Annotated in this window: 22 protein-coding genes and 1 pseudogene; 13 read left to right on the top strand and 10 right to left on the bottom strand. The window is 42.9% G+C overall.

From position 1 onward, the window contains the following. Positions 1 to 194 precede the first annotated feature (194 nt). From ACYTXL_RS14650 to ACYTXL_RS14660, 3 genes are read left to right on the top strand one after another with little or no spacing between them, the layout of a single operon-like run. Positions 195 to 404 (top strand): DUF2997 domain-containing protein, encoded by a 210-nt coding sequence (locus ACYTXL_RS14650; RefSeq protein WP_334979238.1) that lies wholly within the window; start codon positions 195 to 197, stop codon positions 402 to 404. Positions 405 to 443: 39 nt separating this feature from the next. Beyond that, the gene (locus tag ACYTXL_RS14655; RefSeq protein ID WP_461925373.1) at positions 444 to 830 is read left to right on the top strand and encodes a DUF1257 domain-containing protein; all 387 of its coding nucleotides are present in this window, start codon (positions 444 to 446) and stop codon (positions 828 to 830) included. Continuing rightward, a complete protein-coding gene (locus ACYTXL_RS14660; protein WP_334910346.1) occupies positions 830 to 1,291 on the top strand; it encodes a ferredoxin in 462 nt (153 codons plus the stop codon). The genes ACYTXL_RS14655 and ACYTXL_RS14660 overlap by 1 nt, the downstream gene beginning before the upstream one ends. Before the next feature lie 262 nt (positions 1,292 to 1,553). Here ACYTXL_RS14660 and ACYTXL_RS14665 read toward each other — a convergent pair. The 4 genes and pseudogenes from ACYTXL_RS14665 to ACYTXL_RS14680 form a co-directional block, all read right to left on the bottom strand. After that, positions 1,554 to 1,769: pseudogene (locus ACYTXL_RS14665) on the bottom strand (YiaA/YiaB family inner membrane protein); the annotation flags it as partial. 388 nt (positions 1,770 to 2,157) lie between these two features. Next, positions 2,158 to 3,843 carry a DUF4335 domain-containing protein gene (locus ACYTXL_RS14670; protein ID WP_461925374.1) on the bottom strand — a complete coding sequence of 562 codons (1,686 nt, stop codon included), beginning with the start codon at positions 3,841 to 3,843 and terminating at the stop codon, positions 2,158 to 2,160. 230 nt (positions 3,844 to 4,073) lie between these two features. Beyond that, the gene (locus ACYTXL_RS14675; protein ID WP_461925375.1) at positions 4,074 to 4,679 is read right to left on the bottom strand and encodes a DUF3038 domain-containing protein; all 606 of its coding nucleotides are present in this window, start codon (positions 4,677 to 4,679) and stop codon (positions 4,074 to 4,076) included. Positions 4,680 to 5,017: 338 nt separating this feature from the next. After that, positions 5,018 to 5,419 (bottom strand): Ig-like domain-containing domain, encoded by a 402-nt coding sequence (locus ACYTXL_RS14680; RefSeq protein ID WP_461925390.1) that lies wholly within the window; start codon positions 5,417 to 5,419, stop codon positions 5,018 to 5,020. 271 nt (positions 5,420 to 5,690) lie between these two features. Between ACYTXL_RS14680 and ACYTXL_RS14685 the strand changes: the two genes are divergently transcribed. The 3 genes from ACYTXL_RS14685 to ACYTXL_RS14695 all read left to right on the top strand — a co-directional run bounded on the left by ACYTXL_RS14685 (position 5,691) and on the right by ACYTXL_RS14695 (position 7,410). Next, the gene (locus ACYTXL_RS14685; protein ID WP_461925376.1) at positions 5,691 to 6,101 is read left to right on the top strand and encodes a hypothetical protein; all 411 of its coding nucleotides are present in this window, start codon (positions 5,691 to 5,693) and stop codon (positions 6,099 to 6,101) included. A 34-nt stretch (positions 6,102 to 6,135) separates the two neighbouring features. Then, positions 6,136 to 6,291, top strand: coding sequence for a hypothetical protein (locus tag ACYTXL_RS14690; protein WP_461925377.1), 156 nt, complete (start codon positions 6,136 to 6,138; stop codon positions 6,289 to 6,291). A 168-nt stretch (positions 6,292 to 6,459) separates the two neighbouring features. After that, positions 6,460 to 7,410: a calcium-binding protein gene (locus ACYTXL_RS14695; RefSeq protein ID WP_461922673.1), complete on the top strand. Its 951-nt coding sequence runs from the start codon at positions 6,460 to 6,462 to the stop codon at positions 7,408 to 7,410. 358 nt (positions 7,411 to 7,768) lie between these two features. Here the strand turns inward: ACYTXL_RS14695 and ACYTXL_RS14700 are convergent, their stop codons facing one another. Genes ACYTXL_RS14700 through ACYTXL_RS14710 form a run of 3 tightly spaced genes read right to left on the bottom strand, consistent with a single transcriptional unit; the run spans position 7,769 to position 8,575 of the window. Then, entirely contained in the window at positions 7,769 to 8,146 is a 378-nt protein-coding gene (locus ACYTXL_RS14700) for a transposase family protein (RefSeq protein WP_461925378.1), read from the bottom strand. Beyond that, entirely contained in the window at positions 8,115 to 8,285 is a 171-nt protein-coding gene (locus ACYTXL_RS14705) for a transposase family protein (protein WP_461925391.1), read from the bottom strand. Before ACYTXL_RS14705 ends, ACYTXL_RS14700 begins: the two co-directional genes overlap by 32 nt. After that, the gene (locus ACYTXL_RS14710; protein WP_461925379.1) at positions 8,267 to 8,575 is read right to left on the bottom strand and encodes a helix-turn-helix domain-containing protein; all 309 of its coding nucleotides are present in this window, start codon (positions 8,573 to 8,575) and stop codon (positions 8,267 to 8,269) included. The genes ACYTXL_RS14705 and ACYTXL_RS14710 overlap by 19 nt, the downstream gene beginning before the upstream one ends. A gap of 488 nt (positions 8,576 to 9,063) precedes the next feature. Between ACYTXL_RS14710 and ACYTXL_RS14715 the strand changes: the two genes are divergently transcribed. The 3 genes from ACYTXL_RS14715 (at position 9,064) to ACYTXL_RS14725 (ending at position 12,481) form a co-directional block, all read left to right on the top strand. Continuing rightward, positions 9,064 to 9,858, top strand: a complete 795-nt coding sequence (locus ACYTXL_RS14715) for a hypothetical protein (protein ID WP_461925380.1) — start codon at positions 9,064 to 9,066, stop codon at positions 9,856 to 9,858. A 390-nt stretch (positions 9,859 to 10,248) separates the two neighbouring features. Then, complete coding sequence (locus ACYTXL_RS14720) at positions 10,249 to 11,484, top strand: MFS transporter (RefSeq protein WP_461925381.1); 1,236 nt, start codon at positions 10,249 to 10,251, stop codon at positions 11,482 to 11,484. A gap of 19 nt (positions 11,485 to 11,503) precedes the next feature. Beyond that, positions 11,504 to 12,481, top strand: coding sequence for a hypothetical protein (locus ACYTXL_RS14725; RefSeq protein ID WP_461925382.1), 978 nt, complete (start codon positions 11,504 to 11,506; stop codon positions 12,479 to 12,481). A 674-nt stretch (positions 12,482 to 13,155) separates the two neighbouring features. On the opposite strand, the gene ACYTXL_RS14730 is transcribed toward ACYTXL_RS14725, so the two are convergent. Continuing rightward, positions 13,156 to 14,601, bottom strand: coding sequence for a deoxyribodipyrimidine photo-lyase, 8-HDF type (locus ACYTXL_RS14730; protein ID WP_461925383.1), 1,446 nt, complete (start codon positions 14,599 to 14,601; stop codon positions 13,156 to 13,158). 831 nt (positions 14,602 to 15,432) lie between these two features. Here ACYTXL_RS14730 and ACYTXL_RS14735 point away from each other — a divergent pair. Continuing rightward, a complete protein-coding gene (locus tag ACYTXL_RS14735; protein WP_461925384.1) occupies positions 15,433 to 15,618 on the top strand; it encodes a DUF2949 domain-containing protein in 186 nt (61 codons plus the stop codon). 95 nt (positions 15,619 to 15,713) lie between these two features. After that, the gene (gene ftsH4, locus ACYTXL_RS14740) at positions 15,714 to 17,588 is read left to right on the top strand and encodes an ATP-dependent zinc metalloprotease FtsH4 (RefSeq protein WP_461925385.1); all 1,875 of its coding nucleotides are present in this window, start codon (positions 15,714 to 15,716) and stop codon (positions 17,586 to 17,588) included. Positions 17,589 to 17,776: 188 nt separating this feature from the next. On the opposite strand, the gene moeB is transcribed toward ftsH4, so the two are convergent. Together moeB and ACYTXL_RS14750 are read right to left on the bottom strand one after the other, a co-directional pair. Then, a complete protein-coding gene (gene moeB / locus ACYTXL_RS14745) occupies positions 17,777 to 18,949 on the bottom strand; it encodes a molybdopterin-synthase adenylyltransferase MoeB (RefSeq protein WP_461925386.1) in 1,173 nt (390 codons plus the stop codon). Between the two features lie 186 nt (positions 18,950 to 19,135). After that, entirely contained in the window at positions 19,136 to 19,594 is a 459-nt protein-coding gene (locus ACYTXL_RS14750; RefSeq protein WP_461925387.1) for a M67 family metallopeptidase, read from the bottom strand. A 469-nt stretch (positions 19,595 to 20,063) separates the two neighbouring features. On the opposite strand from ACYTXL_RS14750, the gene ACYTXL_RS14755 reads away from it, so the two are divergent. Together ACYTXL_RS14755 and ACYTXL_RS14760 are read left to right on the top strand one after the other, a co-directional pair. After that, positions 20,064 to 24,044: a beta strand repeat-containing protein gene (locus tag ACYTXL_RS14755; RefSeq protein ID WP_461925388.1), complete on the top strand. Its 3,981-nt coding sequence runs from the start codon at positions 20,064 to 20,066 to the stop codon at positions 24,042 to 24,044. A gap of 474 nt (positions 24,045 to 24,518) precedes the next feature. Beyond that, a partial coding sequence (locus tag ACYTXL_RS14760) for a beta strand repeat-containing protein (protein WP_461925389.1) occupies positions 24,519 to 26,235 on the top strand: 1,717 nt, incomplete at its 3' end.

The raw sequence follows: 26,235 nt of genomic DNA on the forward strand, positions 1-26,235 counted from the left end.
ACTAACTACATACTAATCTGTGTTGATAAAATTAATAATTTTTGTAAAAATTCTGAGGTATATACGTTAAAAGATGGAACATTAATTAAAAAATGGCAAGTTTGTATCTAAGTAAAAATGTTCCTAAGGCTATATTTGTAGCCTTCTAGTAAGGCAGTACAATTCAAATGTACTTATCGTGGTTGGCCAAGAGCATGGAGACATTAGAGTTCATAATCTATCCAGACGGTCGGGTACAAGAAAAAGTCACTGGCATTGTGGGCGCTTCTTGCGCTGAGGTTACAGCAGCAATAGAGGCACAGCTGGGGCAAGTACTTAATCATGAGCCAACCTCAGAATATTTCGCCGCTAAGGTGCAGCAATCGAATGTGGCAAATACACATAGCACTTACAGCGATTGGTAAGTTTTCACAGTAGTTTAGTGTTATTAATTCATAACCACCATGTCACACTTTAGCCAAATTAAGACTCAAATCCGTAACCTTGATTCTTTAAAAGATGCTTTGACTGAATTGGGCGTAGACTGGAAACCAGGGCCACGGGAAGTACGTGGTTATCGCGGTCAAACCCATCCTGCGGAAGTTAGTATTGAGCAGGAAAATGGCTACGATATCGGCTTTAGATGGAATGGCAAGGAATATGAACTGGTGGCTGACTTGCAATATTGGCAGCAAGACCTGTCTGTAGACGGATTTTTGCGTCAGGTAACACAGCGCTATGCTTATCAAACTGTTGTGAAAGAAACCACTCGTCTTGGTTTTCAAGTCTCTGAACAACAGAAAAATGAAGATGGTTCAATTCGCCTGGTAGTACAACGCTGGAGTGCGTAATGGCTGATTTTCTGCCGTCGCCGGAAGAACAAGAAGATAATCGTTCGGGTTTGGAACCAGAATTAGGGGGTTTTTTACGGGATGCCCCAGAACGTTCTGGTTTAGAACCGGAATTGGGCGGTGTGCTGCGCCAAAATGGTGTTTATGTTGACGAAATCACCTGTATTGGTTGCAAGCACTGCGCTCATGTTGCACGTAACACCTTTTACATTGAACCAGATTACGGGCGATCGCGCGTGGTTCGACAAGATGCGGACGCTGAGGAAATTATCCAAGAAGCAATTGACACTTGTCCGGTTGATTGCATTCACTGGCTTGATTACACGGAAGTAAAAAAATTAGAAGAAGAGCGCAAATATCAGGTAATTCCTATAGTGGGTTATCCGGTAGAACAGGCCGTTGCGGCTAGCGAACGTCGGCGTAAAAAGCAAAAGTTAAAGACCAAAAAATCCCGTTATTAAGATAAAAACGTTAAATCAATATAATAAAGGACTGGTATATCCAGTCCTTTTGTTTTTCGCATATAGTTAATTTCTAATGCCGGGATACTTCTTAACTTTAACTCATCCCCCGGCTTCAAGCCGGGGGATTTCGAGTCATTAGTACCAACGACTAATGACTAATGACTAATGACTAAATCGGCGGGCGGCTATTCCGGACACCCCTTGAAGGGATGGGATTCCCGCCGATTTTTGTTGAATTTCCTGTAAGGGCTGATAGTCTTCATTTGAAATTTAGAGCATCGTGTTGTGAAAGCAATTTTTCTACTTTCGCCTCATCTAATCTAGCAGTTAATCTTCTAGTTTCGTGCAAGTCTCTAGTAGTTTTCGCCAAAGTAAAAGTTGAGCCAACAGAAAAAGCTAAACCCATACCCATAAAGCCTTTCACCCAGCCATCCACAGGCAAGTTTACAATGCCGAAGGTGGTCATAGAAATAGAACGTTTGACGGTACAATGTAATTATGCCACAGGTAGAATAACCGCTAGCACAAATGGATAACCAACCCCAAAACGACTGGCTAGGAAAAAATAATGGATAGTGGGTAGCGAGAAAACCACGATAAATAAAAGCTAGGATGCCAACGCGCATTCAGACCAGTAAACAACACTATTTATTGATTAGACAAAATACCGTAGGGCATACGGAAACTAGAGAAATGATTCTCTAACGCTTAGGGAGATGAAGCCCACTGGGGTTGTTTAAATTAGACTCGGCACTTTGTTCTATTGAACGGGTATCAGGTTTAAATATTGCCGCAAGGATAGACAATTTTAAGGCACGTCGATGAAGTAAGAATCCCCGTCGATTTATCGCGGGGAGTGTCAATTATTGCTCTGAAAAAGTCTGTACCTTGCCATCAGGACTGAGAACAACTCGAATTCTGACATTTTGTCCGCGTGTATTGGCGGAAACAAAAGGTTTACCAAGTTGAGGCATCCCAGCACTATCAACGTATTCTCTTGCTGCCTTATTGAGAGGAAAAATTCGTTCAACTGTGCCGTCAACACTGACTATCAAACTGTACTCTAATGTTTCTCCTAGTCCAGTGGGTGGTTGCCAACGCTTGATTAAATATTCTCTAGCTTCTGCTACTTGAGGTGTATCAAATAATGTGCCGTTAGTTGCCACTTGTGTAGATGTGGGGGTTTTGCGTCCGTTCCCTAATTGATCGATAAAGGGATTATTATCCCCAGTTCTAGAGGCGGGAAGTTTTGAAGTAGGTTTTTCTCCAGGAGAAGGTGACTTTAGAGAATTGATTGTTTCCTCTAGCTGTTGTGAGTTTAGTGAGGAAGGTTGGGTAACGGTATTGCCACCACTATTATTGGGTATGGTGTCAAGAGACGGGGGGAGTGATGAGATATTAGTTGGTAAGCTCCCTGTGGTAGAAGATAGTCTGGATGGCAAATTCCGCCGATGAGGGAGAGCATCAGCTTGAGAACTTGACGCTGTAGGGTTCTGTCCCAGATTTGGTAATATAGCAATTTCCTGTCCTGGGATTTTGCTTGATGGTGCGTTAGCGTTCGCGGAGCGTCTCGTAGAGAAGCTCGCCGTTGGCGTCTCTGAAAGAGAAGCCTGTCCTAGAGAAGGCATCGCTGGATTAGTGCCAAGTGTTGCAGTCGTTCCTTGAGGTATTGTCAGTGCATTCTTGGGAAATAGAGGCGGCGGTGTAGAGAAACTGGAACTAGGGACTGTTAGAGGTGCTTGGGGCAAACTGGATGTGGGAAGTGGAGCGGTAGAACCTAGCAAATTATCCGATGGAGTGGTGAGTCCGGGTTCAGGCGTGGGAAAGTTTAGTGAAGGTGAAGGTTCTAAAGCAGTCTTTACCGCCGCTGGATCTGCTGTTTTGGCTGTCTGCTGTTGCTTTTCCCTCATGTTATTAGCATATTGCCAAGTAACTGGTAACAAACCTACACCTAATACTAATACTGCGGCAACAGGTGCCCAAGTCGGGAACCTCAGAGTCGAACTCGTGCTGTTAAGAGTTGGGAGTGCCATAACATCAGTCGAGTATTCATCTAAAGCACTTGCCAAATCAAATAGTTGTAGCAGACTGAGTTGAATTACAGGGCCAGATGCCTGGTTGGCGAGAGAACCGAGAAATAAGTTGTGAGTTAAATAGCTGCTTGGTTCTAAGTAGATATTTGCCCCTGGAATCTGGGTACTAAAGGAATTTAATGTTTTTGTTGAGGACTTTAATTCCGGCTCATCCAGTGCTGTGCTTGACTTGTGGGCACTGGCGAAACTAGCCCAAAAGCTTTCTGGAGGCTGTTGGAGGAATTGTTGTACGTAGCTGGTGACGGCATCACATAAGGCTTCGAGTTGCTCGCGATCGCCCCGAATTGGAACTCTCTTTTCTTCTGGGATTCGGGGATCGTCAAAACGTAGCTCAAAGCTTAGGTGTTTGAGGACAGTTTTCCCCATCCAACGGGACAGAGGAGAGCTTTGGGCGAATACTTCTAGCGTGCAAGTCGGGGGTGTGTAGCAACGAATGACAGAATTTGATAGAGGCATGGCAGGAACTGCGAGGAAGACTATTTGGGATTTTGCAAAAAAAGAAAAATTGAAACAGAGGATTCCTCCACTCAGAACTTTTTCAGGTTCCTTCCGTTATGCAAACTGGTGTGCAACGAGGAAGCAGTGCTGATAGTGCATCGCCCAAAAGCTAACGACCATCAAAAGGGAATCCTGATCTAGCAAACTTTAATGAGCGAATTTTGGTTGAGGAATTTCAAATTTAAAATCTAAAATTTTGTCGAACGATCTATAAGTGCTAGCCAGAGACGGCGATGCCCACCAGCCGCACTGTAAAAAAGTAAATCTACAAGCAGTTTTAGTGCCAGGTTGGTTAGTAAATCCGTTGAGATTTGCTCGTCCTCTTCCATCCGCTCTTGGTAGGTGTTGCAAAAAGCATCAATATAATCTCCAAGTAAAGCAGCCTGGTGAGGTTCCCGGTTATTTTCTGCCATTTGTTCCAACAAGCCGACAGCGCGGCGAATTAATTCCTGGTGCTGTTTGGCTAGGTAGCAAGTGATCAAAACAAGCGATCGCGCTTCTTCGATATCTAGCTTTTTTCGCCCTCCTTGACCTTTGCGTAGGGGATTTGATTGGCGCAGTCGCCATAAAGCTACGCGGTCTGGCACTCTTGACTCTAAATTCAGATCAGTTGCCGCCGAAAGCATAGCCTCTGAACCAATCCCAGTTAAGGTTTCTAGCGCCAACAGCACCAAGTCTAATTGGGTTTTGATATTGTCCCATTGAACTGTATTTGGGGCTGGAAGCTTGATTAAATCCTCCCACTGGGAATTCGGAGTGGCTGAGTTGGTGGCCGAGTGCATAACTTTTAGCATAGGTGATCAAGCTGATAGGGGATGTTGCTGTTACCCATTTTGAAACCAGACTCTCAAGCGTCAAGCTTGGTTTCCTATAGCTATGAGCCAGAGGCTTCAGCTAGATTTTTTCTATGTGGTAAACAACAGGTATCTTTGTCCTACTCTAAATGAAAATTTATTTTCGACAAAGTAGAAAATTATCAATTGTAGTTAAGGTTTACCCGACTTTCGCTGCTAGCTCCGTACAATAGTATAAATAAACAATGTTAAGAATGGTAACAGCTGATTATCGCTTATTATTAGGGTCGTCCACTGCGGTTTTTTTACTTGTTCGCGCACCCTGCCATGTAAATTGGTCATAATATTGTCAAGGATACCCTCGCAGCACCAATGCTATCTTTAACCTCGTCAGTGATTTGTAACAGATATTTGATATTATTCTTGAGATGATTTATCGGGGACACTACAATCACATTTCCGCCACCGGAAGTATTGTAATTGGCATCGACTTGTGTATTAGTTCTGCTATCGATCAGCTTGATGGTTGAGGCTGAAAGGGTATTAACCGCAATCCCACTGTTGGGAAGATTCAAGTTTGCTGTAATCGAAATATCTGGTGAAACATTTGTTTGACTATCAGTAAGATTAATTGTTGTGACTGAGGGACGTTTACTCCCTGCGATCGCAATATAGTTGAGCTTGGTATTAGTATCACCTTTAGCATCAATTGTCAGCTTGCCGTCGGTAACATTAACAATTTGGGTAACTGCGGTAAACTTTTATTTTGCTCGGTTATGCGGTTACTATTGAGCGAATATAATTAGCAACGACACAAACGAAGTCTGCTTCTACGGAAAGGATGAAAAATCAAGGATTTTAAACCCACTTAGGTAGGTAAAGTATTAATCCGGTTCCGTTAATGTTTGGCTATTTGCAGATATAGCAATTCTAAATGAGGTATTAGAACGATCGCTGTGGTAGATTTTTAACAGTGCTGTCTGTTCGCCCCATCTCCTCAAGATCCACACTATGAAAATCGACCGATTGCAGGAACTTAAACAAAAGCTGACGAATGAAGCAGACTTGTCCCATATCTGGTCATTTTATATGGATCATTTTGCGGATCTGCCGGAATTTACTGACCTGGGTGAGCCTGCGGATAATCAATACCTAGATGCTGTCCTCTACAAAACTTGTCAGCAGATGTTTGGCAGCGCAATCAAGATTACTGGCTTTTTCCTGATCTACATTCCAAACTATCGTTTATTTCATGGACCTTTCCAAGTTGAAGGACGTATTGGGGGTATGATTTATTTCGAGGATATAAAAATTGGGTTAATTGCAGTATCGGCGGATTATCCCCCTACCGATGCGGTTAAGTATTCACGTTTTTCTGAGATGATTCAACTGTCGGCACCTAATCGCAACGATCGCAATTGAGATTCAGGGTTAATAGACATAGCAGTGAAAAAGAATGCAGAGACGTAGCAGTATGCCCCTGTTGAATAAAACCCTCGATCACACAATTTTGGATTTTAGACTTGTCGTGAGCGTTCAGTCGAACGATTTTAGATTGACCCAGCAATTAAGTCAGGGGCAAGTGCGATCGCTGCCGTCATCTTTGGTGTGATTCTCAGTCTGGCCCAGTGGCTGATACTTCGTCAATCCAAGATGACACCAAGAGTTTTTGCTGTAATTAATAGACCATCTTGCAAAAGTCCCTAACACCCCACCTCCAGCCCCTAAGAGCAGGCTCTTAGGGGAGAATTTGACGTAAGTCAAAGGCGGGGTGGGGTTCTTGACATTTAATGTAGTCAATTTTGACAATGTTATCGGCACAATTAACGATGACATCATTAAGGGCGATGGACAAAATAATCTATTATCTGGTCTTGGTGGCAATGACCTGATTGATGGTAGAGGTGGCGATGACCTGATTGATGGTGGTGCAGGCAATGACACATTATTAGGTGGTGGAGGCGATGACACCATTAAGGGTGGTCAGGGTAATGACAGCATTGATGGCGGGGATGGACAAGACACCGTAGATTACAGCCTCACTGGTGGTGTCACAGTATTACCAACAGGTACAGTTCAAAAAAGTGGTGGTGGTGCAGACCAACTTATTAGAGTTGAAAAAATTATTGGTTCAGCAACTGCGATCGATACCATAGACGCTTCTGGAACCAATGTACAGTTAATTGGTGATTTATCTGCACAACAAGTCAACGTCAGCAATATTCCTGGTTTCGGTTCTTTAAATTTCGGAGTTGTGAACTTTGACAACCTTACCGGAGGTAATGGAAATGACCGCTTAACTGGGAATGCTGGAGCCAATACCCTGAATGGTGGTTCGGGTGATGACAACCTTGATGGTAGAGATGGTAATGATATTCTGATTGGCGGATTGGGCAGAGATATCTTAGCTGGTGGAGCAGGAGCTGATATCTTCCGTTACAACAGTGCTTTAGAGGGTGGCGATATTATCAACGACTTAAACGCATCTCAAGGTGATAAAATCCAAGTTTCCGCATCTGGATTTGGAGGTGGACTCCAACTAGGGCTATTACAAGCTTCTCAATTCACCCTCGGTAGTACTTTCACCAATACCAAACAACGCTTTGAATTTAACACCAATGGCTCGATTCTCTCCTTCGACAGAGATGGTAGCGGTTCGCAATTTGGCTCCGTCGAAATTGCTAGAATAAACGGCGTTAACAGTCCTCAAATTATCGAAGTAATCGCCTAGAGGATTTGGGATTTTAGAGTGCCGTAAATGGCTAATTGAGCGTGGTACAGACACAAACAATTGTGTTTGTAACCCAGGCTAAAGTTTTGTTGTAAAAATGATGTGCTACTGGTAAGATTACAAATTTTGTCAACTCTGGCCAGCTAGCCATCAAAAAGTTTTTGCAACACAACTATTAGACATCTCCGAAAACTGTCAAACCCCTAATATCACTAATTTGTAAAAAGTGATCGTCTGACGGCAAACATAGCTTTACTGTACGGTAGAATAAGCATTAGAGATACTTACTGTTTAAAAAAAGAAAAAATATTGCATCTTTTTAAGAGAATTAAGCGGGGATAATTCCAGATTTTTATGACTAGAAAATAAATGTTCCTATTCGGAATCTAACAAGCCCACAAATAGTCATAATTATCTGCTCGTATTTATTTCTATTTAATCTGAATCGTTCTTGAGCAACTCGAAATATTTTTATTAGACGAATTAAGTGTTCGACAAAAATTCGCTCACTTGCTAATTCTTTGTTTTTCTGTTTTTCGCTGAGTGTTAATTCTCTTTTTTTCAGCTTTTTCTTAGGCGTTTTAATTGCTATTTCTCCATTATAAGCTTTGTCAGCCTGAAATTTTTGTCTGGAGTCAAAACTCTTTGTTGTTTCACGAAACAAATTTATATCACTTTTTGGACCAGGTTGACCTGCGACTACATCAACAATATCTTTCCCCTGCCGATAAAACAATTAATTGACCTTTTTTAGTATGATTTGCTTTTTTACCTGAGTAATATTTTTTTTGCTCTTCATACTTCCCAGGTCTTTGTATAGGCTGCTCGTAGCTATCTACGATTAACTCAAACTCCGTTAAAATTTCTTTAACAATTTCGTGGTCACTGGAGTTTTTTTTACCTGTTCAAGCAGACTTGCTGGTAACAATTCTTCCAAGATTGGGAACCAATAATTCAATGTATCATTTGCTGTTGTCTCACTGACTCCAAATTGAATACCGAGTAATTGGAATGTTATTAAATGTCGGAGATATGTTAATGTTAATATTATTTGCTCCGACGTAGATAATTTTGGTTTGCGTCCACCTCCACCAAGAATAATTCTTACTTTTTTAGACTCAACCAATTCCAATATTTGATTTTGCAGTTTTATTGCTTGCTCCAAGAGTTGATTTAATTGATCATACTTTAAACCTATCAAGCGCTGTGCTTATTGAGGATTATTTTGTATATAGTCGAAGATGGTACTCATAATAATTCGATAAAAACACCCTTTTATATTATTTTACCACGATTTAATTATTTTCCGGAGATGTCTAATATATCAATTATATCAAACCCAGGTTATGAATTCTCATTGCGATCGCAACTCTTAGGAATAAGAATTAAATAACATATAATTAATGTCCCTGGCTTACCTCACCCTCAATCGCTCTCCTTATAAAGGAGAGGGAAGCTAGATACAGGATGAAGTTTTGCATTTTATTTAATCCACGTTCCTTAGAGACGTACTCGCGTTCACTACGCTACGGCTTAAGGCAACGCAATGACAAACATAATTCTTACTTGCATCGGGATGCTCCCGATCTTGGGTGTTGACTTATTGCATTTTAATGATATTATTCTAAAAAATGAAATTAAGGAGTCAGCCTTGTGGCATTTACGAAAAATCAATTATTCAAGTTATTCGTAAAATATTTACCAGCAATTACAGCTATAATAACGGTTCTCCCATTACCAGTTAAAGCAGCTACATTTTTAGTCAGTGAACGCGCTGGTTTAGGAGGAAATGATGAAGTTGATTGGGCAAGTTTAGGTAAAGTATTCAATCCCTCTGCTCCTAGCTTTTCTGCTTTTTTACCTAATTCTTTTTCAGCAACATCCCAAGGTGGTTTAGGGTTGGATATAAATATAACTCCAAGCAATAACCCTGCGGTTACTCCACCGTTTGTCTTTCAAACTTTACCTTCTCCTGGCATTCGGAGTAACTTCGCTCAAGGAGATTTTGTTCTCTTCGGAGGTATAGACCCAACAGGTTTTATCCCTCTTCCTGCTGGTACTCCTGATCCTGGTACTAAGGGGAACGGCGGGCCTTTTACCATTAGTTTTGCCCAGCCTGTTTTTGGCGCTGGTACTCAGATAGCTGTAGACACTAGTAATTTGCTAGTTGAAGATTTTATCACCGCCTTTGATAATGCCAATAACTGGTTGGGTACTTTCTCAGTTGCAAATATTTCGTCGCTAGCATTAGATAATTCGGCAGTCTTCTTGGGGATTCGTAGTGACACTCCAAACATCTCGCGGCTCGTTTTTAGCAGTTCTGCTCCACAATACGGCTTGGCCATTAATCAGGTAAGCATTATTGCAGTTCCCGAACCAACTTATACCTTGGCAATATTAGCTTTTGCTGTTTCGGGTGCTGTTTTTAAACTACGCCAACGCACTTAATACTCCCACGATGTCAAAATAGCTTTCATTTAATAAGTTAGAGGTTTCGGACATACTCAAACTTATGTAAGTATATAAGTTCCACAGAATTCTTGTCTTTCGCCAAATTCAACTCAATGTTATACAAAGAATTAGAAAAAATCATAGACGCTAAGATACAAAAAGCTATACGGAAGCACGAACTCATAGTTGCTTTAATGAGTAGTATTATTGGCTTGATTTTTATAATAGGTTTGTTCCATGCTATTTTACTAAACCACACTCAAATTCAAGCACTTTCCTTGAACTTAAGTGTGGTTACATTCAATGGGTCTTTATGGTCAAGCATTCCCTGATCTCCATAAAAATAATTCAAGTTAGACATATTTTTTATGAAAGGGAATTGCACCTATGGAGAATACAAATAATGACAGAGCTATATTCGTCTTATTTTTGACTGTATTTACAGACTTGCTAGGTTTCGGAATTATCCTGCCGATATTGCCTTTGTATGCTGAACAATTCGGCGCAAAACCTAATGAAGCGACCCTACTTGTAGCTGTTTATTCTTTAATGCAGTTCTTATTTGCACCATTATGGGGCAGCTTGAGCGATCGCTACGGTCGCCGTCCGATTTTATTACTTACTTTATTAGGTTCTGTAATTGCATACATCGGGTTAGGTTTTGCCAACTCATTATGGATTTTGTTTATTGCTCGAAGTCTTGCCGGGATTATGTCAGGGAATATTGCCACTGCTCAGGCGTACATCGCAGATATTACCACGCCAGCTAATCGAGCTAGTGGCATGGGCATAATCGGAGCCGCTTTTGGTCTTGGCTTCATTCTCGGCCCAGCCATTGGAGGTCTTCTGATCGGGACTGATTCAGACAACGCTAACTTTCATCTACCATCGTTGTTCGCAGCCGGATTATCTTTATTGGCATTGCTTTGTGCTTTGATATTACTTCCAGAATCTTTAAATTCTGAGACTAAAGCCAAAATCCAAGTTCATCGCTACCGTCGGCGACGGCTGAACTTGCTCCATCTGTCACAGCGTCCACAGTTTTGTGTGCTTCTTGGCATCTACTTTTTAGTTACCTTTGCGGTTGCGGCTATGGACTCGACATTGGCTTTATGGTCTAAGCAGCAATTAAACTGGGGTCCTCAACAAACTAGTTATCTTTTTGCCTTCATGGGGATTGTCAGCACAATCATTCAAGGAGGACTGATCGGATTCCTCAATAAATACTTCGGTGAAATCAAGTTACTTACCTTGGGAATATTAGGATTAGGTTTAGGATTACTGCTAATTGGATTCTCACAAAGCTTAATTTTGTTGTTGGTTGCCACCGCACTTGTGGCATGGGGAATTAGTGTCAGCCAACCAATATTAAACAGCCTAATTTCTCAGATGACAGCCCCAGAAGAACAAGGACAAATATTAGGAATTGCTAGTTCTTGCTCTGCGTTGGCACGCATCGGTGGGCCAACATGGGCAGGGGTTAGTTTTATGAAATTTGGCAGTTCTGCTCCTTTTTTGAGTGGATTTTTAGTAATGCTGGTAGCTTTGACTCTTAGTTTGCGAGTGACTAAAAGCGCATCTCAACCAAACACAGAACGTGTCGCCTCACAATCTAGGTCTTAATTACGAATTACGAATTAATATGACAGGTCGCCGAGTATTATTTTTAGGTATCTTTGTAAGCATCCTCCTCACCTACGCAATTTGGCTAGGTGGGGGCATTCCTGCAAGCGTTACTAAACTTCCTGACCAAGGATTAAACTGGTATTACTGGAAGCTTCCCAACCCGACCTTTTGGAGTCGAACGACAGCTTGGGGGATGTATCTTGGGCATCAGTTTAGCATCTGGGGGTGTATCTGGTGGGCGCAGCGATCGCAGCTGAAATACAAATCAGCATTGCACCCGATTAATTACCTCATGCTTGCCATTAATGGTGCATTTATCGCTTTACACTTTCTCCAGACCTATATTTGGTACGATGCTCTAGCTCAAGATACTTCAATTTTCGCTTCTCAAGGTGCGGTTGTCCTCCTACTGGTCTTCGTACTGATTTTGGAAACGCCTCGACGCGGTTTGTTTTTTGGCAATTCTGTTCCATTCCATCAACAGTTTTTGCAAATTCTCAAACTGTACCACGGCTACTTTTTCTCCTTCGCCGCTATCTACACCTTCTGGTATCATCCAATGGAAGCGACTTTGGGGCACTTAATTGGTTTTCTCTATATGTTCTTGCTTCTGCTGCAATCGTCGTTGATCTTTAACCGCAGCCATGTAAACCGTTGGTGGACATTCTCTTTGGAAATTACGGTGGTTTTACATAGTGTCATTGTGTCGTTGATGCTAGGACAAAGCAAGTGGCCAACATTTCTCTTTGGTTTTCTTGGCATTCTGGTGCTTACTCAGCTTCACGGTCTACCTGTGGGTATCTCAACTAAACGTACTATCTACGGAGCCTTTTTAGTGAGTGTACTGACCGTTTATGCATTGACTGAACGCGGCTTGGGCAGAATTTACGAAGTAACCTATATTCCTCTGATTGAGTTTGGGTTGGTTGGCGCAATTTACTTAATCTTTCTGCTCATTTTATGGACAATTTCTCGTTTACCTGTCAAGACGTAATATTATGTTTACAGCTATTTTTAGGTAAATAGACCACGCGGTAAGGGCACAGCATTGCTGTGCCCCTACGACAGATGTAGTTCAAATACATGAAAACTGCTGTAATTCGCGGAAGTTCAGTCTGCTTCACCAATGAGGGTAAATACAGCCCAATCCGTTAAAATCATCAAGTAAGCCGTGGGTAGCGAAATGAATTATCCTGGCTTGAGTCATCCTCTGACCCTTTCGCCTCCAGATCGCCAACTTGTTTGTAAATAGCTAGGGCTTGCTGAAAGAAAGCGAAAGTATTGCCAGATAAAGCTTTACAGAGTTTTGGAAGCCAAGAAGTGCAAGATTATTGACCTGCGATGTCTAAAACCCTTGCATTTCACCAGAAATAACGGTGTAATTTTCCGGATTAAGCAACCAAATCTTGATTTTTCAATCCCTTTGACACCTAGATTAAATTTCTAGACTTATTCAGCAAACCCTAGCTAAAGCTTGCTGAGAGAACTTCAACCCTTTAGCATACTCACCCATCTGGTTGTAAGCTGGGCCAATATTGCCCAGACTTATTGCAATACATTTCAGTTAAGAAATTTTTTCCTTCTCTCTCTGTGTTCTCTGCGCCTCTGCGGTTCATTCCCAAAGCTCAGAGGTTCATTCTTAAATAAACATTAAAAAAATCAACAATTTTACTCACCACTACTAATATTTTTTTGCTGTTGATAACGCTGTTTAAACTGCTGTTGTTGTATTTTATGATCCACAATTGGTTCAGCATAGCCAACAGCATCACGTTGTAAAGATGGAATTTTACCAGTAACTAAATATTCTGGATCTACAGACCGCAATTCTGATACCCATTGCCGAATATATTCCCCTTCTGGATCGAATTTTTGTGTTTGACTGGCTGGGTTGAAAATCCGCACAGGTTTGGGGTCCATACCACTAGAAGCACTCCATTGCCAACCGCCATTATTAGCAGATAAATCTCCGTCAATTAACTTCTGCATAAAGTATTTTTCTCCCAATTGGGGATTAATTAGCAAGTCTTTAGTGAGGAAACTGGCGACAATCATCCGACAGCGATTGTGCATCCAGCCGCTTTCATTCATCTGGCGCATTGCTGCATCCACAATGGGGTAGCCAGTTCTCCCCTCACACCAAGCTTGGAAATATTCTTCGTTAGTTTCCCAAGGAAAGTCTTTGAAGGTTTCGCGGAAAGCACCATCAGCTAATTCCGGGAAGTTATACATTGCATGTTGATAAAATTCCCGCCAAGCTAATTCCTGTTGCCATGTGCGGATATTAACTGCTGTTTCCTCACTGCGGCTGTTTTCTAGTGCTTCTATGGTGGCTTGCCAAACAGTGCGAATGCCAATTACGCCAAATTTTAATGCTGCACTCAGTTGCGATGTTCCGTCCACTGCGGGAAAATTGCGCTGTTCTTGGTATTCAGTAATCGCTTTAGTAGTAAATTCCTCTAGTCGTTCTTGCGCTGCCGCCTCTCCAGGTGAAATAATCAATTGTTCATCCCAGATAAATCCTAAATCTTTCGCTGAAGGTAATGCGATCGCTCCTGCAAGTTTGACAATTTCTTGTTCAGCTTCTGTTAAGCCCTCAACATTTTGCAGTGTTTTTACTGGTTGATTCTTCGGTTTGGTAATCCAATTTCTCCAGAAGGGCGTGTAAACCGTATAAGGACTGTTACTACCCGTGCGGATCTCATCTGGGGAGTTGAGAATCTGATCCCAGTTTTGGTTAAGAAACTGAATACCTTTTTCTTTGAGGGCATTTATAATGGTGCGATCGCGTTCTTGCGAATAAGGTTCTACATCCCAATTCCAAAAAACAGCTTTGGCATTTATTGCCTCGGCTAAAGCTGGTATCGCTTGTACTGGATTGGCGTGGAGTATTAATAACTGGCTACCCACTTTCGCATATCGCTCTTGGAGTTTCTGCAAACAGCCAATCATATAAGTTACTCTCACCGGAGCAATATCATCCCGCTCCAAAATATGCGGATCAAGGCAAAACACGCCCACCACTTTCGGACTCTGCTGTTTTGCCGCAGCCAGTCCAGTATTGTCAGAAATGCGTAAATCGCGCCGATGCCAAAACAGAATTAAGTCAGACATTCCATGCTGGATATAGTTCACCCGTACTAGCTTAGACGCTAGTGGTACTAATGAGCATCATTCTGGCGATAAATTTATTCTGTGAGTGGGGGAGGACTTACACAAACAATAGCCTTTCCATTGCCTGTGCTAGAGAAATCAACTCTGTCTAAGAGGAGCCGGTAACTAAATTTTGGGCGTGAGCTAATCACTTTCCCACCTGTTCAGCAGACTTGAGTCAGCGATCGCTAAACTGCTTAGACAATTTTAAGTAACAAAATATTTCGCATCTAGAAAAAAATAAATATATATCTAGTTAACTAGAACGTGTATGTATCTATCTAAAGATATAAATTTTTGGTGAGAAAGGAACATAAGACTTCTTGCATAAACCAAAAAAAGAACCCCACCCCACAATAAATAGTTGGATATTTTTTTATTTGGAAGTCCCTTAACCCAAGCGTATTGGTGTATAAAACAGAGATATGGAAGAGGACATGGGGATTTATCTTTGTGTCCCCCAATCTCTCCGTCTTCTTCGACAGCGTTCTCTTCACTAAAATTCTCTCATTTCGAGTGATATTAATTCTTTGAGTACGGTAAACCGTATTTGCTCGTTAGTTCCCAAAGATTAATTTAATTGTTAAGTTTAATTACATAAATAAAAAAAACCTGCAAACATTGCTAAATGGGAGAACTTATCAGATGTGGTAGTATCGTTGACGATCAAGACAAACTGAACAACTTAGCGTCACCGATAGCGAGTCTTGTCTGTGAGGCATTTTGGAACAGTCTTTAATCAAGTTCCTTTAAGTCAAAAATAAAACTTAATTAACATTGCTTAACATTGCTATGAAAGCTATAGATCAATTGGTGCATTTTTTAGAAGAAGACTTGGGTATTTCTGGTGGAGCAATTTCTCTTGCTTTGCGACATTGCGAACAGACCCCCAACTTTTTAGCCATGACCCTCTGGCAGTATGGGCTGGTGACACTAGATCAGTTAGCCCAAATTTTTGATTGGTTGGAAACAGTATAAGCTGCTGCTTCAACTAGTTGGATGGTAAATAGCGGACTTTCCCAGAAAGTCAGATTCTCAAAAGTTTTCATTTTAAGGATTGGTAAGTAACATTTATGGCAATTAAAGAACAGCCTAAATCACCTCAGTTTCGGATCATTGCTAATATATTGCTTGCAGTATCAGGGCTATTCCTGCTCTTAAATTTATTTTTGCCTGGTTTATTTGCTTCTGGCCCTACTGGTGTTCCCTATAGCCTATTTATTCATCAAGTACAAGAAGGGGAAGTTAGTCGCGTTTCTGTTGGTCAAAACCAGATCACATACCAACTAAAAACAGAAAATGCCGAGCCTGGACAAGTATTTGCAACTACACCAATATTTGATTTAGAGTTACCCAAACTGCTAGAACAAAAGGGAGTTGAATTCGCTGCTACACCTCCACCTAAGAATACTTGGTTTACAACCCTCTTGAGTTGGGTGATTCCACCACTGATTTTTATTGGCATTTGGCAGTTCTTTCTCGCCCGTGGTGCCGGTGGTGGTGGTCCCCAAGGTGTTCTCTCTATTGGTAAGAGCAAAGCTAAGGTTTACGTTGAAGGCGAATCAGCTAAAATCACATTTGCAGATGTGGCTGGGGTAGAAGAAGCGAAAACTGAGTTAGTGGAAATTGTGGATTTCCTCAAGACTCCAGGGCGCTTTACGCAAATTGGCGCTAGGATTCCCAAAGGTGTGTTATTAGTTGGCCCTCCCGGTACTGGGAAGACACTTTTAGCGAAAGCCGTAGCCGGAGAAGCAGGAGTTCCATTTTTCAGTATCTCTGGTTCGGAGTTTGTGGAACTGTTTGTCGGTGTCGGTTCTTCCAGAGTGCGAGATTTATTTGAGCAAGCTAAAAAACAAGCTCCCTGTATTGTATTCATTGATGAATTGGATGCGATCGGTAAGTCTCGTAGCAGTAATGGTTTCTACGGTGGTAACGATGAGCGGGAACAGACCCTCAACCAATTACTAACAGAGATGGACGGGTTTGCAGCTGGGGATGCAACGGTGATTGTGCTAGCAGCTACCAACCGCCCGGAAATACTAGACCCCGCTTTACTACGTCCAGGCCGCTTTGACCGCCAAGTGTTGGTAGACCGTCCCGATTTATCTGATCGGGAAGCAATTCTCAAGATTCACGCTCAAAAGGTAAAATTAGGAGATGATGTAAATTTAAAAGCGATCGCTACTCGTACTCCTGGTTTTGCTGGCGCAGATTTGGCAAACTTGGTGAATGAAGCCGCATTATTGGCAGCTCGCAATTTGCGTCAAAGTGTTGCTCAAGAAGACTTTGCCGAAGCAATTGAGCGGGTAGTCGCCGGTTTAGAGAAAAAGAGTCGGGTAATGAACGAGACTGAGAAAAAGATTGTTGCATACCATGAAGTTGGTCACGCAATGGTCGGGGCGTTAACAACCGGAAACGGTCGCGTAGAAAAGATTTCGATTATTCCCCGTGGGATGGCAGCTTTGGGCTACACTCTGCAATTACCAACTGAAGACCGCTTTTTGATGAATGAAACAGAACTGCGGGGTCAAATTGCGACTCTGTTAGGTGGACGTTCCGCCGAAGAGATTGTGTTTAACAGTATTACAACAGGTGCTTCCAACGATTTGCAACGAGCAACTGACTTGGCAGAACGGATGGTAACAGCCTATGGGATGAGCAAAGTCTTAGGGCCACTAGCTTACCAACAAGGACAACAAGCAATGTTCCTAGGTAATGGTGCTACTAATCCCCGGCGGGCGGTGAGTGAAGAGACATCAAAAGCGATTGATAGCGAAGTCAAGGAAATCGTGGAAACAGCCCACGAACAAGCCCTAGAGATTCTCAGACAGAATCGAGACTTGCTAGAAGCGATCGCTACTCAACTCTTAGAAACAGAGGTGATTGAAGGCGAGAAACTGCACAATTTGTTGAGTCAGGTGAAACCTGTAGCTAAGACTAATTCGTAATTCGTAATTCGTAATGAGGCTCTCTACGAGACGCTAAAAGCGTAGCTTGCTTCTTTCTAAGAGTACGCGGGCTCGCTTTGCGTGACGCTAAGGTAATTCGTAATTAAGAAAGTCAGATTTTAACCGCAGAGGTACGCAGAGAATAACTTTGCGTACCTCTGCGCTTTCCTCTGGTACCTAAAGCGTTTTTAATACTCTGGAACTGACGGATCGATTTCTCGACTCCAAGCGGTAATTCCGCCTTTGACATTCGTTCCGACAATCCCAGCTTCCTTGAGGATGGCGAGGGCTTTTGCCGATCGTCCGCCCATCTTACAATGAGCAATTAAGCGGTGACCGTTCAATATTTCCTTCACCTTAGCAACGCCATTCCCATTTTCAATGTCTGGTAAGGGTACCAAAACTGAACCCGGAATCTTGGCAATATCGTACTCATTAGGGTTGCGTACATCCAGCAGTACAAAATCCTTCGCACCGCTATCCAGCAATTCCTTCAAATCCTTGACGGTCATTTCTTGACTTTCCATCTGCTGTTTTGCCTCCTCTGCCTTAGCTTGTGGAATCCCGCAGAATTGTTCATAGTCTATCAGCTTTTCAATCATTGGGCGAATCGGGTTAGGACGCAGCTTTAACTCCCGAAATTTCATTTCTAAGGCGTTGTATAACAGCAACCGCCCACTCAGGGTATTACCTTGTCCCAAAATGATTTTGACAGTTTCGGTTGCCTGGATTAAACCAATAATTCCTGGCAAAATTCCCAATACGCCACCTTCTGCACAAGAGGGAACCATTCCTGGTGGTGGTGGTTCTGGGAAAAGGTCACGATAGTTGGGGCCACCTTCGTAATTAAATACACTAGCTTGCCCTTCAAAGCGTAAAATTGAACCGTAGACGTTGGGCTTGTTCAGCAATACGCAGGCATCGTTAACTAGATATCTGGTGGGGAAGTTATCGGTACCATCTACCACTATATCATAAGGTTGGAGGATATCCAGGGCGTTTTCAGAACTCAGGCGGGTTTCGTATAAATCAACTTGACAATAGGGGTTAATCTCCTGAATCCGGTTTTTTGCCGATTCAATCTTGGGTTTACCCACCCAGGATGTACCGTGGATTACTTGGCGTTGCAGATTGGAAGTATCGACAACATCGAAATCGACAATCCCGATGCGTCCAATACCCGCCGCCGCCAGATATAAAAGTAGTGGTGAACCTAGTCCACCTGTACCGATACATAGTACAGTGGCGGCTTTCAGGCGCTTTTGCCCTTCTAGTCCGACTTCTGGCAAAATCAGGTGTCGGGAGTAGCGTTCGTAATCGTCTTTGGTCAACTGGATTTCGTCCAGATTGGGATTGAGCATAGCAGTTATGATATGGGAGAGCGGAATATTAATCCTATCGAAAAACTGTATCTCTTATACAGATAGGGATTAGGCTTGCCGTGAGCGTAGCCGGAGCGTAGCCGGAGCGTAGCCGAATGGGAAGACGAATTTTCATCCGTGGCGGCCGCGAAAACCGCTATGAGTGACTATCTTAAAACTAAGCCGTTAAATGATATTTTCAATTGCCTCTGCTTGAAACTGATGATGATCATCAAGACTCCAGCTTTGCAGTTCTCCAGCTTTGCCGTTTTGGACAGAAACTATTATATACGAGTATCCTTGCCAAGCGTATAGGCGATCGCATTCTGAAGGGATAGCAGGATAATCTGGGTGGGAGTGAAAAATGCCGATAATGTTCAGTGAGCGATCGCGTGCTTCCTTTTGTGTTTTTAGCATAATTTCGGGTGCGATCGCATATTGCCGTCTTTTACTTTCTGTTGTGCGTTCCGCTGAAAACTCAGCAGCCGCTTCTATATTCCAGGCATTTTCTATTGGCATGACTTCTACCACAGTTTTGCCCTGATTAGCTAGATAGCCTAAAATTATACCGCAGCATTCGTCTGGGTAGGTGCTTTCGGCATGGGTGCGGATGGTTTGCAAGTGTTCTTGGCTCAGTCGGATCATCTCTGCGTTTGTAATTTTAACAATCTATAACGATTCTCGCTTAAATACAAGATATTGGCCGGCGTCACCGAACAGCCCGCCGCAGGTCTTACCCTGAGCCTGTCGAAGGGCATCGCAGCCCTCAAAAAGGAAAATATGTATTTTCTTTCTATCACTCCTTCAAACATCTGCCTACTGCTTTCTTATTGCCAGCACTTACGCAAAAAATAGCTAAAACCCTGATTTTTAGGTAGGGGCAATACCCTGCGGTCAGCTAAAGCTACATGAATTGCCCCGGAGGGCGTATAGTTTTGCGTAAGTCCTAATTGCCTAGAAACTAGATATGAGGATTACATAAAGCTCAGTATTTGTATATACATTTTTCGGGAAATAATGTGAAGAGTATGCAAAGATGCTGATTTAAGTATATATATTTAACTAAGATACTGACTATCTAGTTATTTTGAGACTATTCAGATAGGTAAAAGTTATGGCAAATATCATTGGAACCAACGGTAATGATACCCTAGTGGGCAGCGACTCCGACGACACGATTAACGGGAAAGCTGGTAACGATACGATCACAGCTTCCTATGGCAACGACACTTTGACTGGTGGAGGTGGCAACGATAAATTTGTTTACGACTTGGATTTATACGGCACCGATACTAATATAATCACCGATTTTGGTGGCATAGGTAAAGGCGTAAATCCCTCAGCAGCAGTCATTGCCGAAGTAGACACCCTAAAATTCCAAGGTGCAGGACTCACTCCCCAAAATTTGCTGCTGACCCAGAATGACAACAATCTAGAAATCACCTTTGAAGGGTTGGTAGATTCTATAGGAGAAAATTTGAGTCCCAAAGTCATCCTGCAAAACTTTGTCCTGCAAAACCTGGATAACCTTAGCAAATCTACAGGAGCCACTGTAGACTTAGGCAATATCCTGTTTAATGGGCAAACTAGCATCACAGACAGCTTTGATGTCTTCAATGCCAACTCCACCCAAAGCACTATCTTCAACAAGAACACAGTCACCTTCCTTAACGACTTGAACAATAATGTTAACGGCTTTGACAACTCAGATGATGTGATTAATGGTCAGGGGGGTAATGACATCATTGACGGCAAGAGTGGGAATGACCTTTTGAGAGGTGATGCCGGCAATGATACTCTGATTGGTGGTGCAGGCAATGACACCCTCGATGGTGCTACGAGAAATGACTCCCAGAACGTTGATACTGGCAATGACTCCCTCGTTGGTGGCACTGGTAACGATTACTTGAATGTTGAATTTTCAACAGGCAATAACACCCTCAACGGTGGCGCTGGTAACGATACCTTGGATGCTGGGGCTTCATCAGGCAATAACTTACTCTCTGGTGGCGATGGCAATGATTCTCTCTTTGCCTCTTACATTCTTACTTACGATGGACACATGGTTTTTGACTCCTCAGGCAATAATACCCTCAACGGTGGCGCTGGTAACGATTACTTGAATGCTGCGTCTCCATCAGGTAATAACTTACTGTCTGGGGGCGATGGCAATGATTCTCTTTACGCCTCTGGCGTTAATACTTATAGAGGAGACCCTAATTATAGCTCCTCAGGCAATAACACCCTCAACGGTGGCGCTGGTGACGATTACTTGGATGCTACCATTTCAACAGGCAATAACCTACTCTCTGGTGGCGATGGCAATGATACTCTCTCCACCTCTAGTGGTATGGGTAACTACGCTGATTACATACCACCATCCTCAGGCAATAACACCCTCAACGGTGGCGCTGGTGACGATTACTTGGATGCTACCATTTCAATAGGCAATAACTTACTTTCTGGGGGCGATGGCAATGATTCCTTTTATGTAAGCACAGCATTAGATAGTGCCCCCTCTTATTTAGTGACTCAAACGGTAGATGGGGGTAAGGGTGACGATTTTTTGTCCGTCGATTACAGCAATGCTACAGGGGGGATCACTTCGACATTCAATCCTACTACTAACATTGGATCAATTACAGCGGGCACGTATCGGGTTAGTTACAAGGATATCGAAGGATTAAATATCTTAGGTACTGCCTACGATGACAATATTCTGGGGAGCAGTGGGAACGATACGCTCTCTGGGGGCACTAATGGCAAAGATACGATAGATGGGGGTAAGGGTGACGATGTGCTGTCCGTAGATTACAGCAATGCTACAGGGGGTATCACAACGACATTCAATGCCACTACTAACATTGGAGAAATTACGGCAGGCACAAATCAGGTTAGTTACAAGAATATCGAACGATTAAATATCTCAGGTACAAACTACAATGACAAGATTGTGGGCAACAGTGGGAACGATACGCTCTCTGGGGGCTATAGTGGCAATGATACGATAGATGGGGGAGCAGGTGATGATGTGTTGTCCGTCGATTACAGCTACAGCAATGCTACAGGGGGGATCACAACGACGTTCAATGCCACTACTAATATTGGAGAAATTACGGCGGGGACGAATCTGGTTAGTTACAAGAATATCGAACGATTAAATATCTTAGGTACAAACTACAATGACAAGATTGTGGGCAACAGTGGGAACGATACCCTATCTGGTGGCTATAGTGGCAATGATACCATTATTGGCGGTGCAGGTAATGATATCCTGACAGGTGGGAATGATAACGATACCCTAACTGGTGGCCTTGGCAATGATAAATTTGTTTACAACTTGGGCAACGGTACTGATATAATCACCGATTTCAGTGGCGTGGATAAAGGCTCAAATCCCTCAACAGCGGTGATTGCTTCCTTAGACACCTTGCAATTTACAGGTAGTGGTTTCACTGCTCAAAATCTGCAATTAACTCAAAATGGTAACAACTTAGAAATCACCTTTGAAGATGTCGCTAATAGCAAAGTCATTCTCCAAAACTTCAAATTAGAAAACCTGGATAATCTGCCAGCAACTTCTTCACGACCAGCTATTGGCAATATCCTGTTTGATGGACAAACCAGCATCGCCGACAGTTTTGATGTGTTTGATGCTAATTCCACTCAAACTAGTCTGTTCAAGAGGAACAGTGTTACCTTTCTCAATGACCTAGACAACAACATTACGGGTTTTGACAACTCCAATGACGTTATCAATGGTCAGGGGGGTGACGACATCATCAACGGCTTGAGTGGTAATGACCTTTTGAGAGGTGGTGCGGGAAATGATACTCTCATTGGTGGTACGGGAAATGATACTCTCATTGGCGGTGCGGGAAATAATACCCTTGACGGTGGTACTGGTGACGATAGCTTAAATGCTAGCGGTTCAACAGGGAATAACACCCTAAAAGGAGGTGCAGGTGACGATAGCTTAAATGCTGGCGGTTCAACAGGCGATAACCTGCTCTCTGGAGGCGATGGGAATGATTTTATTGACCTTTCTGGCTCCGTCCAGTACTTCTCCAACTCCCCCCACCGGGACTCTCGCTCTTTAGGCAATAACACCCTAGAAGGAGGTGCTGGTAACGATAGCTTGAGTGCTAGCGGTTCAAAAGGTAATAACCTGCTCTCTGGGGGCGATGGCAATGATTTTATTGACCTTTCTGGCGGCTACTACAGCTACAGCTACAGTTACTCCTCCTCTTACTCTCGCTCAGAGGGCAATAACACTCTCAACGGAGGTGCAGGTAACGATACCTTGAGTGCTGGCGGTTCAACAGGTGATAACCTGCTATCTGGGGGCGATGGCAATGATTTTATTGACCTTTCTGGCTACTACTACGACTACCGTTACTCCTCCAGCGACTACGACTACCGCGACTACCGCTCAGAGGGCAATAACACCCTCAACGGTGGCGCTGGTGACGATAGCTTGACTGCTAGCGGTTCAACAGGCGATAACCTGCTCTCTGGGGGCGATGGCAATGATTATATCTCCGTCTCTGGCGACTACAGCGGCTTCGACTACCGATCTTTAGGCAATAACACCCTCAACGGAGGTGCAGGTGACGATAGCTTGAGTGCTAGCGGTTCAACAGGCGATAACCTACTCTCTGGGGGTGATGGCAATGATTATATCTCCGCCTCTAGCGCCACTGGTAATAACACCCTTGATGGTGGGAATGGCAATGATATCCTCACAGGTGGCAACGGTAATGATACCCTAATTGGAGGATCTGGGACTGATACCTTTGCTTTCAATAGTTACAAGGAAGGTATTGATACTATTTATGACTTCAACGCGACTAATGAATTGATTCAGGTATCGGCTGCTGGTTTTGGTGGCGGGTTATCAATCGGTTCACTTCAGACAAGCCAGTTTACCCTCGGAACATCTGCAACAACAAGCACTCAACGATTTATCTATGACAATATTACAGGTGGACTGTATTTTGACCAAGATGGCAGTGCAAGTGCGTTTACTCAGGTAAAATTTGCCCAATTATCTGCTGGATTGTCATTAACTAAAAATAATTTTGTGGTTGTTTAATCGGAATTAGGGTTTTTTCATCACTAAGGGGCACGGATTACGAGGTGCTTAAAATAGCACCCCGCATTCGATTATTCAATGCAATTAGTGTTAACAGAGAGTAGATGTTTGGTTTTGTTCCTTAACTTTCGGCATGAGTGCAGATGGTTTGCAAGTGTTCTTGGTTAACTTAAATCATGTCTGCTTTCTTATTGTCTAGAAACTAGAAGAATATGAAGATTAGACAAAGATCAGTATTTATATATACATTTATTGGTCAATAATGTGAAGAGTATGCAAAGATGCTTACTTAAGCATAGACATCTAAGTAAGATAAAGCCAGTCAAAGGGTGAATATTCCAGAAATATTACTGATCCTCAAGAGTGACGTATAAGGTACACAGATTTCGGTGAATTTTTGTGCCTGAAAACAGCACAAACTGCAAATTGACAACTGAAGTTACTGAAAAAATCGACTTAGGTAGCTAGAAAATTATGGCAAATATCATTGGAACCAACGGTAACGATACACTATTCGGCAGTTACAACGACACCTTGACTGGTAGAGGCGGCAAGGACATTTACTACGTCGACTACGACGACACTTGTACCATCACCGATTTTGGTGGCATAGGTAAAGGCGTAAATCCCTCGGCAGCAGTCATTGCCGAAGTGGATATCCTAACATTTTTCGGCTATGGCTTCACGGCTCGAAATCTGCTGCTGACCCAGAATGACAACAATTTAGAAATCGCCTTTGAAGCCGAGGATAGTCCCAAAGTCATCCTGCAAAACTTTGCCTTGGAAAACCTGGATAACCTTAGCAAATCTACAGGAGGCTCTGTAGACTTGGGCAATATCCTGTTTGATGGGCAAACTAGCATCACGGACAGCTTTGATGTCTTCAATGCCAACTCCACTCAAAACAATATCTTCAACAAGAACACAGTCACCTTCCTTAATGACCTCTCCAATAATGTTAACGGCTTTGACAACTCAGATGATGTGATCAATGGTCAGGGGGGTGATGATAAAATCGATGGCAAAAGTGGCAACGACCTTTTGAGAGGTGGTACGGGGAATAATACTCTCATTGGTGGTGCGGGCAATGATATCTTGGATGTTGAATTTTCAACAGGCAATAACATCCTCAACGGTGACGCTGGTAACGATACCTTGGATGCTGGGGCTTCAAAAGGCAATAACTTACTCTCTGGGGGCGATGGCAATGATTCTCTTTACGCCTCTTACATTAATAACAGCTCCAACCCACACATCTATTTCGTCTCCTCAGGCAATAACACCCTCATCGGTGGCGCTGGTAATGATACCTTAGATGCTCAGTCTCCATCAGGCAATAACTTACTCTCTGGAGGCGATGGCAATGATTCTCTGTCTACCTCTGGGTTTAATTATTATAGAGCGTACTCTGATAGTTTTACCTCCTCAGGCAATAACACCCTCAACGGTGGTGCTGGTAACGATACCTTGGCTGCTGAGTACTCAACAGGGAATAACTTACTCTCTGGGGGGGATGGCAATGATTCTCTCTCCATCTCTGGCTATGCCATATCCTACGCCATTGGACAGAATCTTTTCCCCTCCTCAGGCAATAACACCCTCAACGGTGGCGCTGGTGACGATACCTTGGATGCCACAATTTCAACAGGCAATAACTTACTCTCTGGAGGCGATGGCAATGATTCCTTCTATGTAAGCACCGCATCCCCAGATATTGTCCCCTCTTACTTAGTGACTCAAACGGTAGATGGGGGTAAGGGTGATGATTTTTTATCCGTCGATTACAGCTTTGTTACAGGCGGGATCACTTCGACTTTCAATCCTACTACTAACATTGGAGAAATTACGGCGGGCAAGAATCGGGTTAGCTACAAGAATATCGAACGATTAAATATCTCAGGTACAGCCTACGATGACAACATTGTGGGGAGCAGTGGGAACGATACGCTCTCTGTGGGTAATAGTGGCAATGATACAATAGATGGAGGTAAGGGTGACGATGTGTTGTCCGTTGATTACACCTATACTAATACAGGGGTGGGGATAACAACTATTTTTAATGCCACTACTAACATTGGAGAAATTACGGCGGGCACGAATCGGGTTAGCTATAAGAATATCGAAAGATTAAATATCTCAGGTACAGCCTACGATGACAACATTGTGGGAAATAGTGGGAACGATACGCTCT

It is taken from the genome of Nostoc sp. (assembly GCF_054880495.1).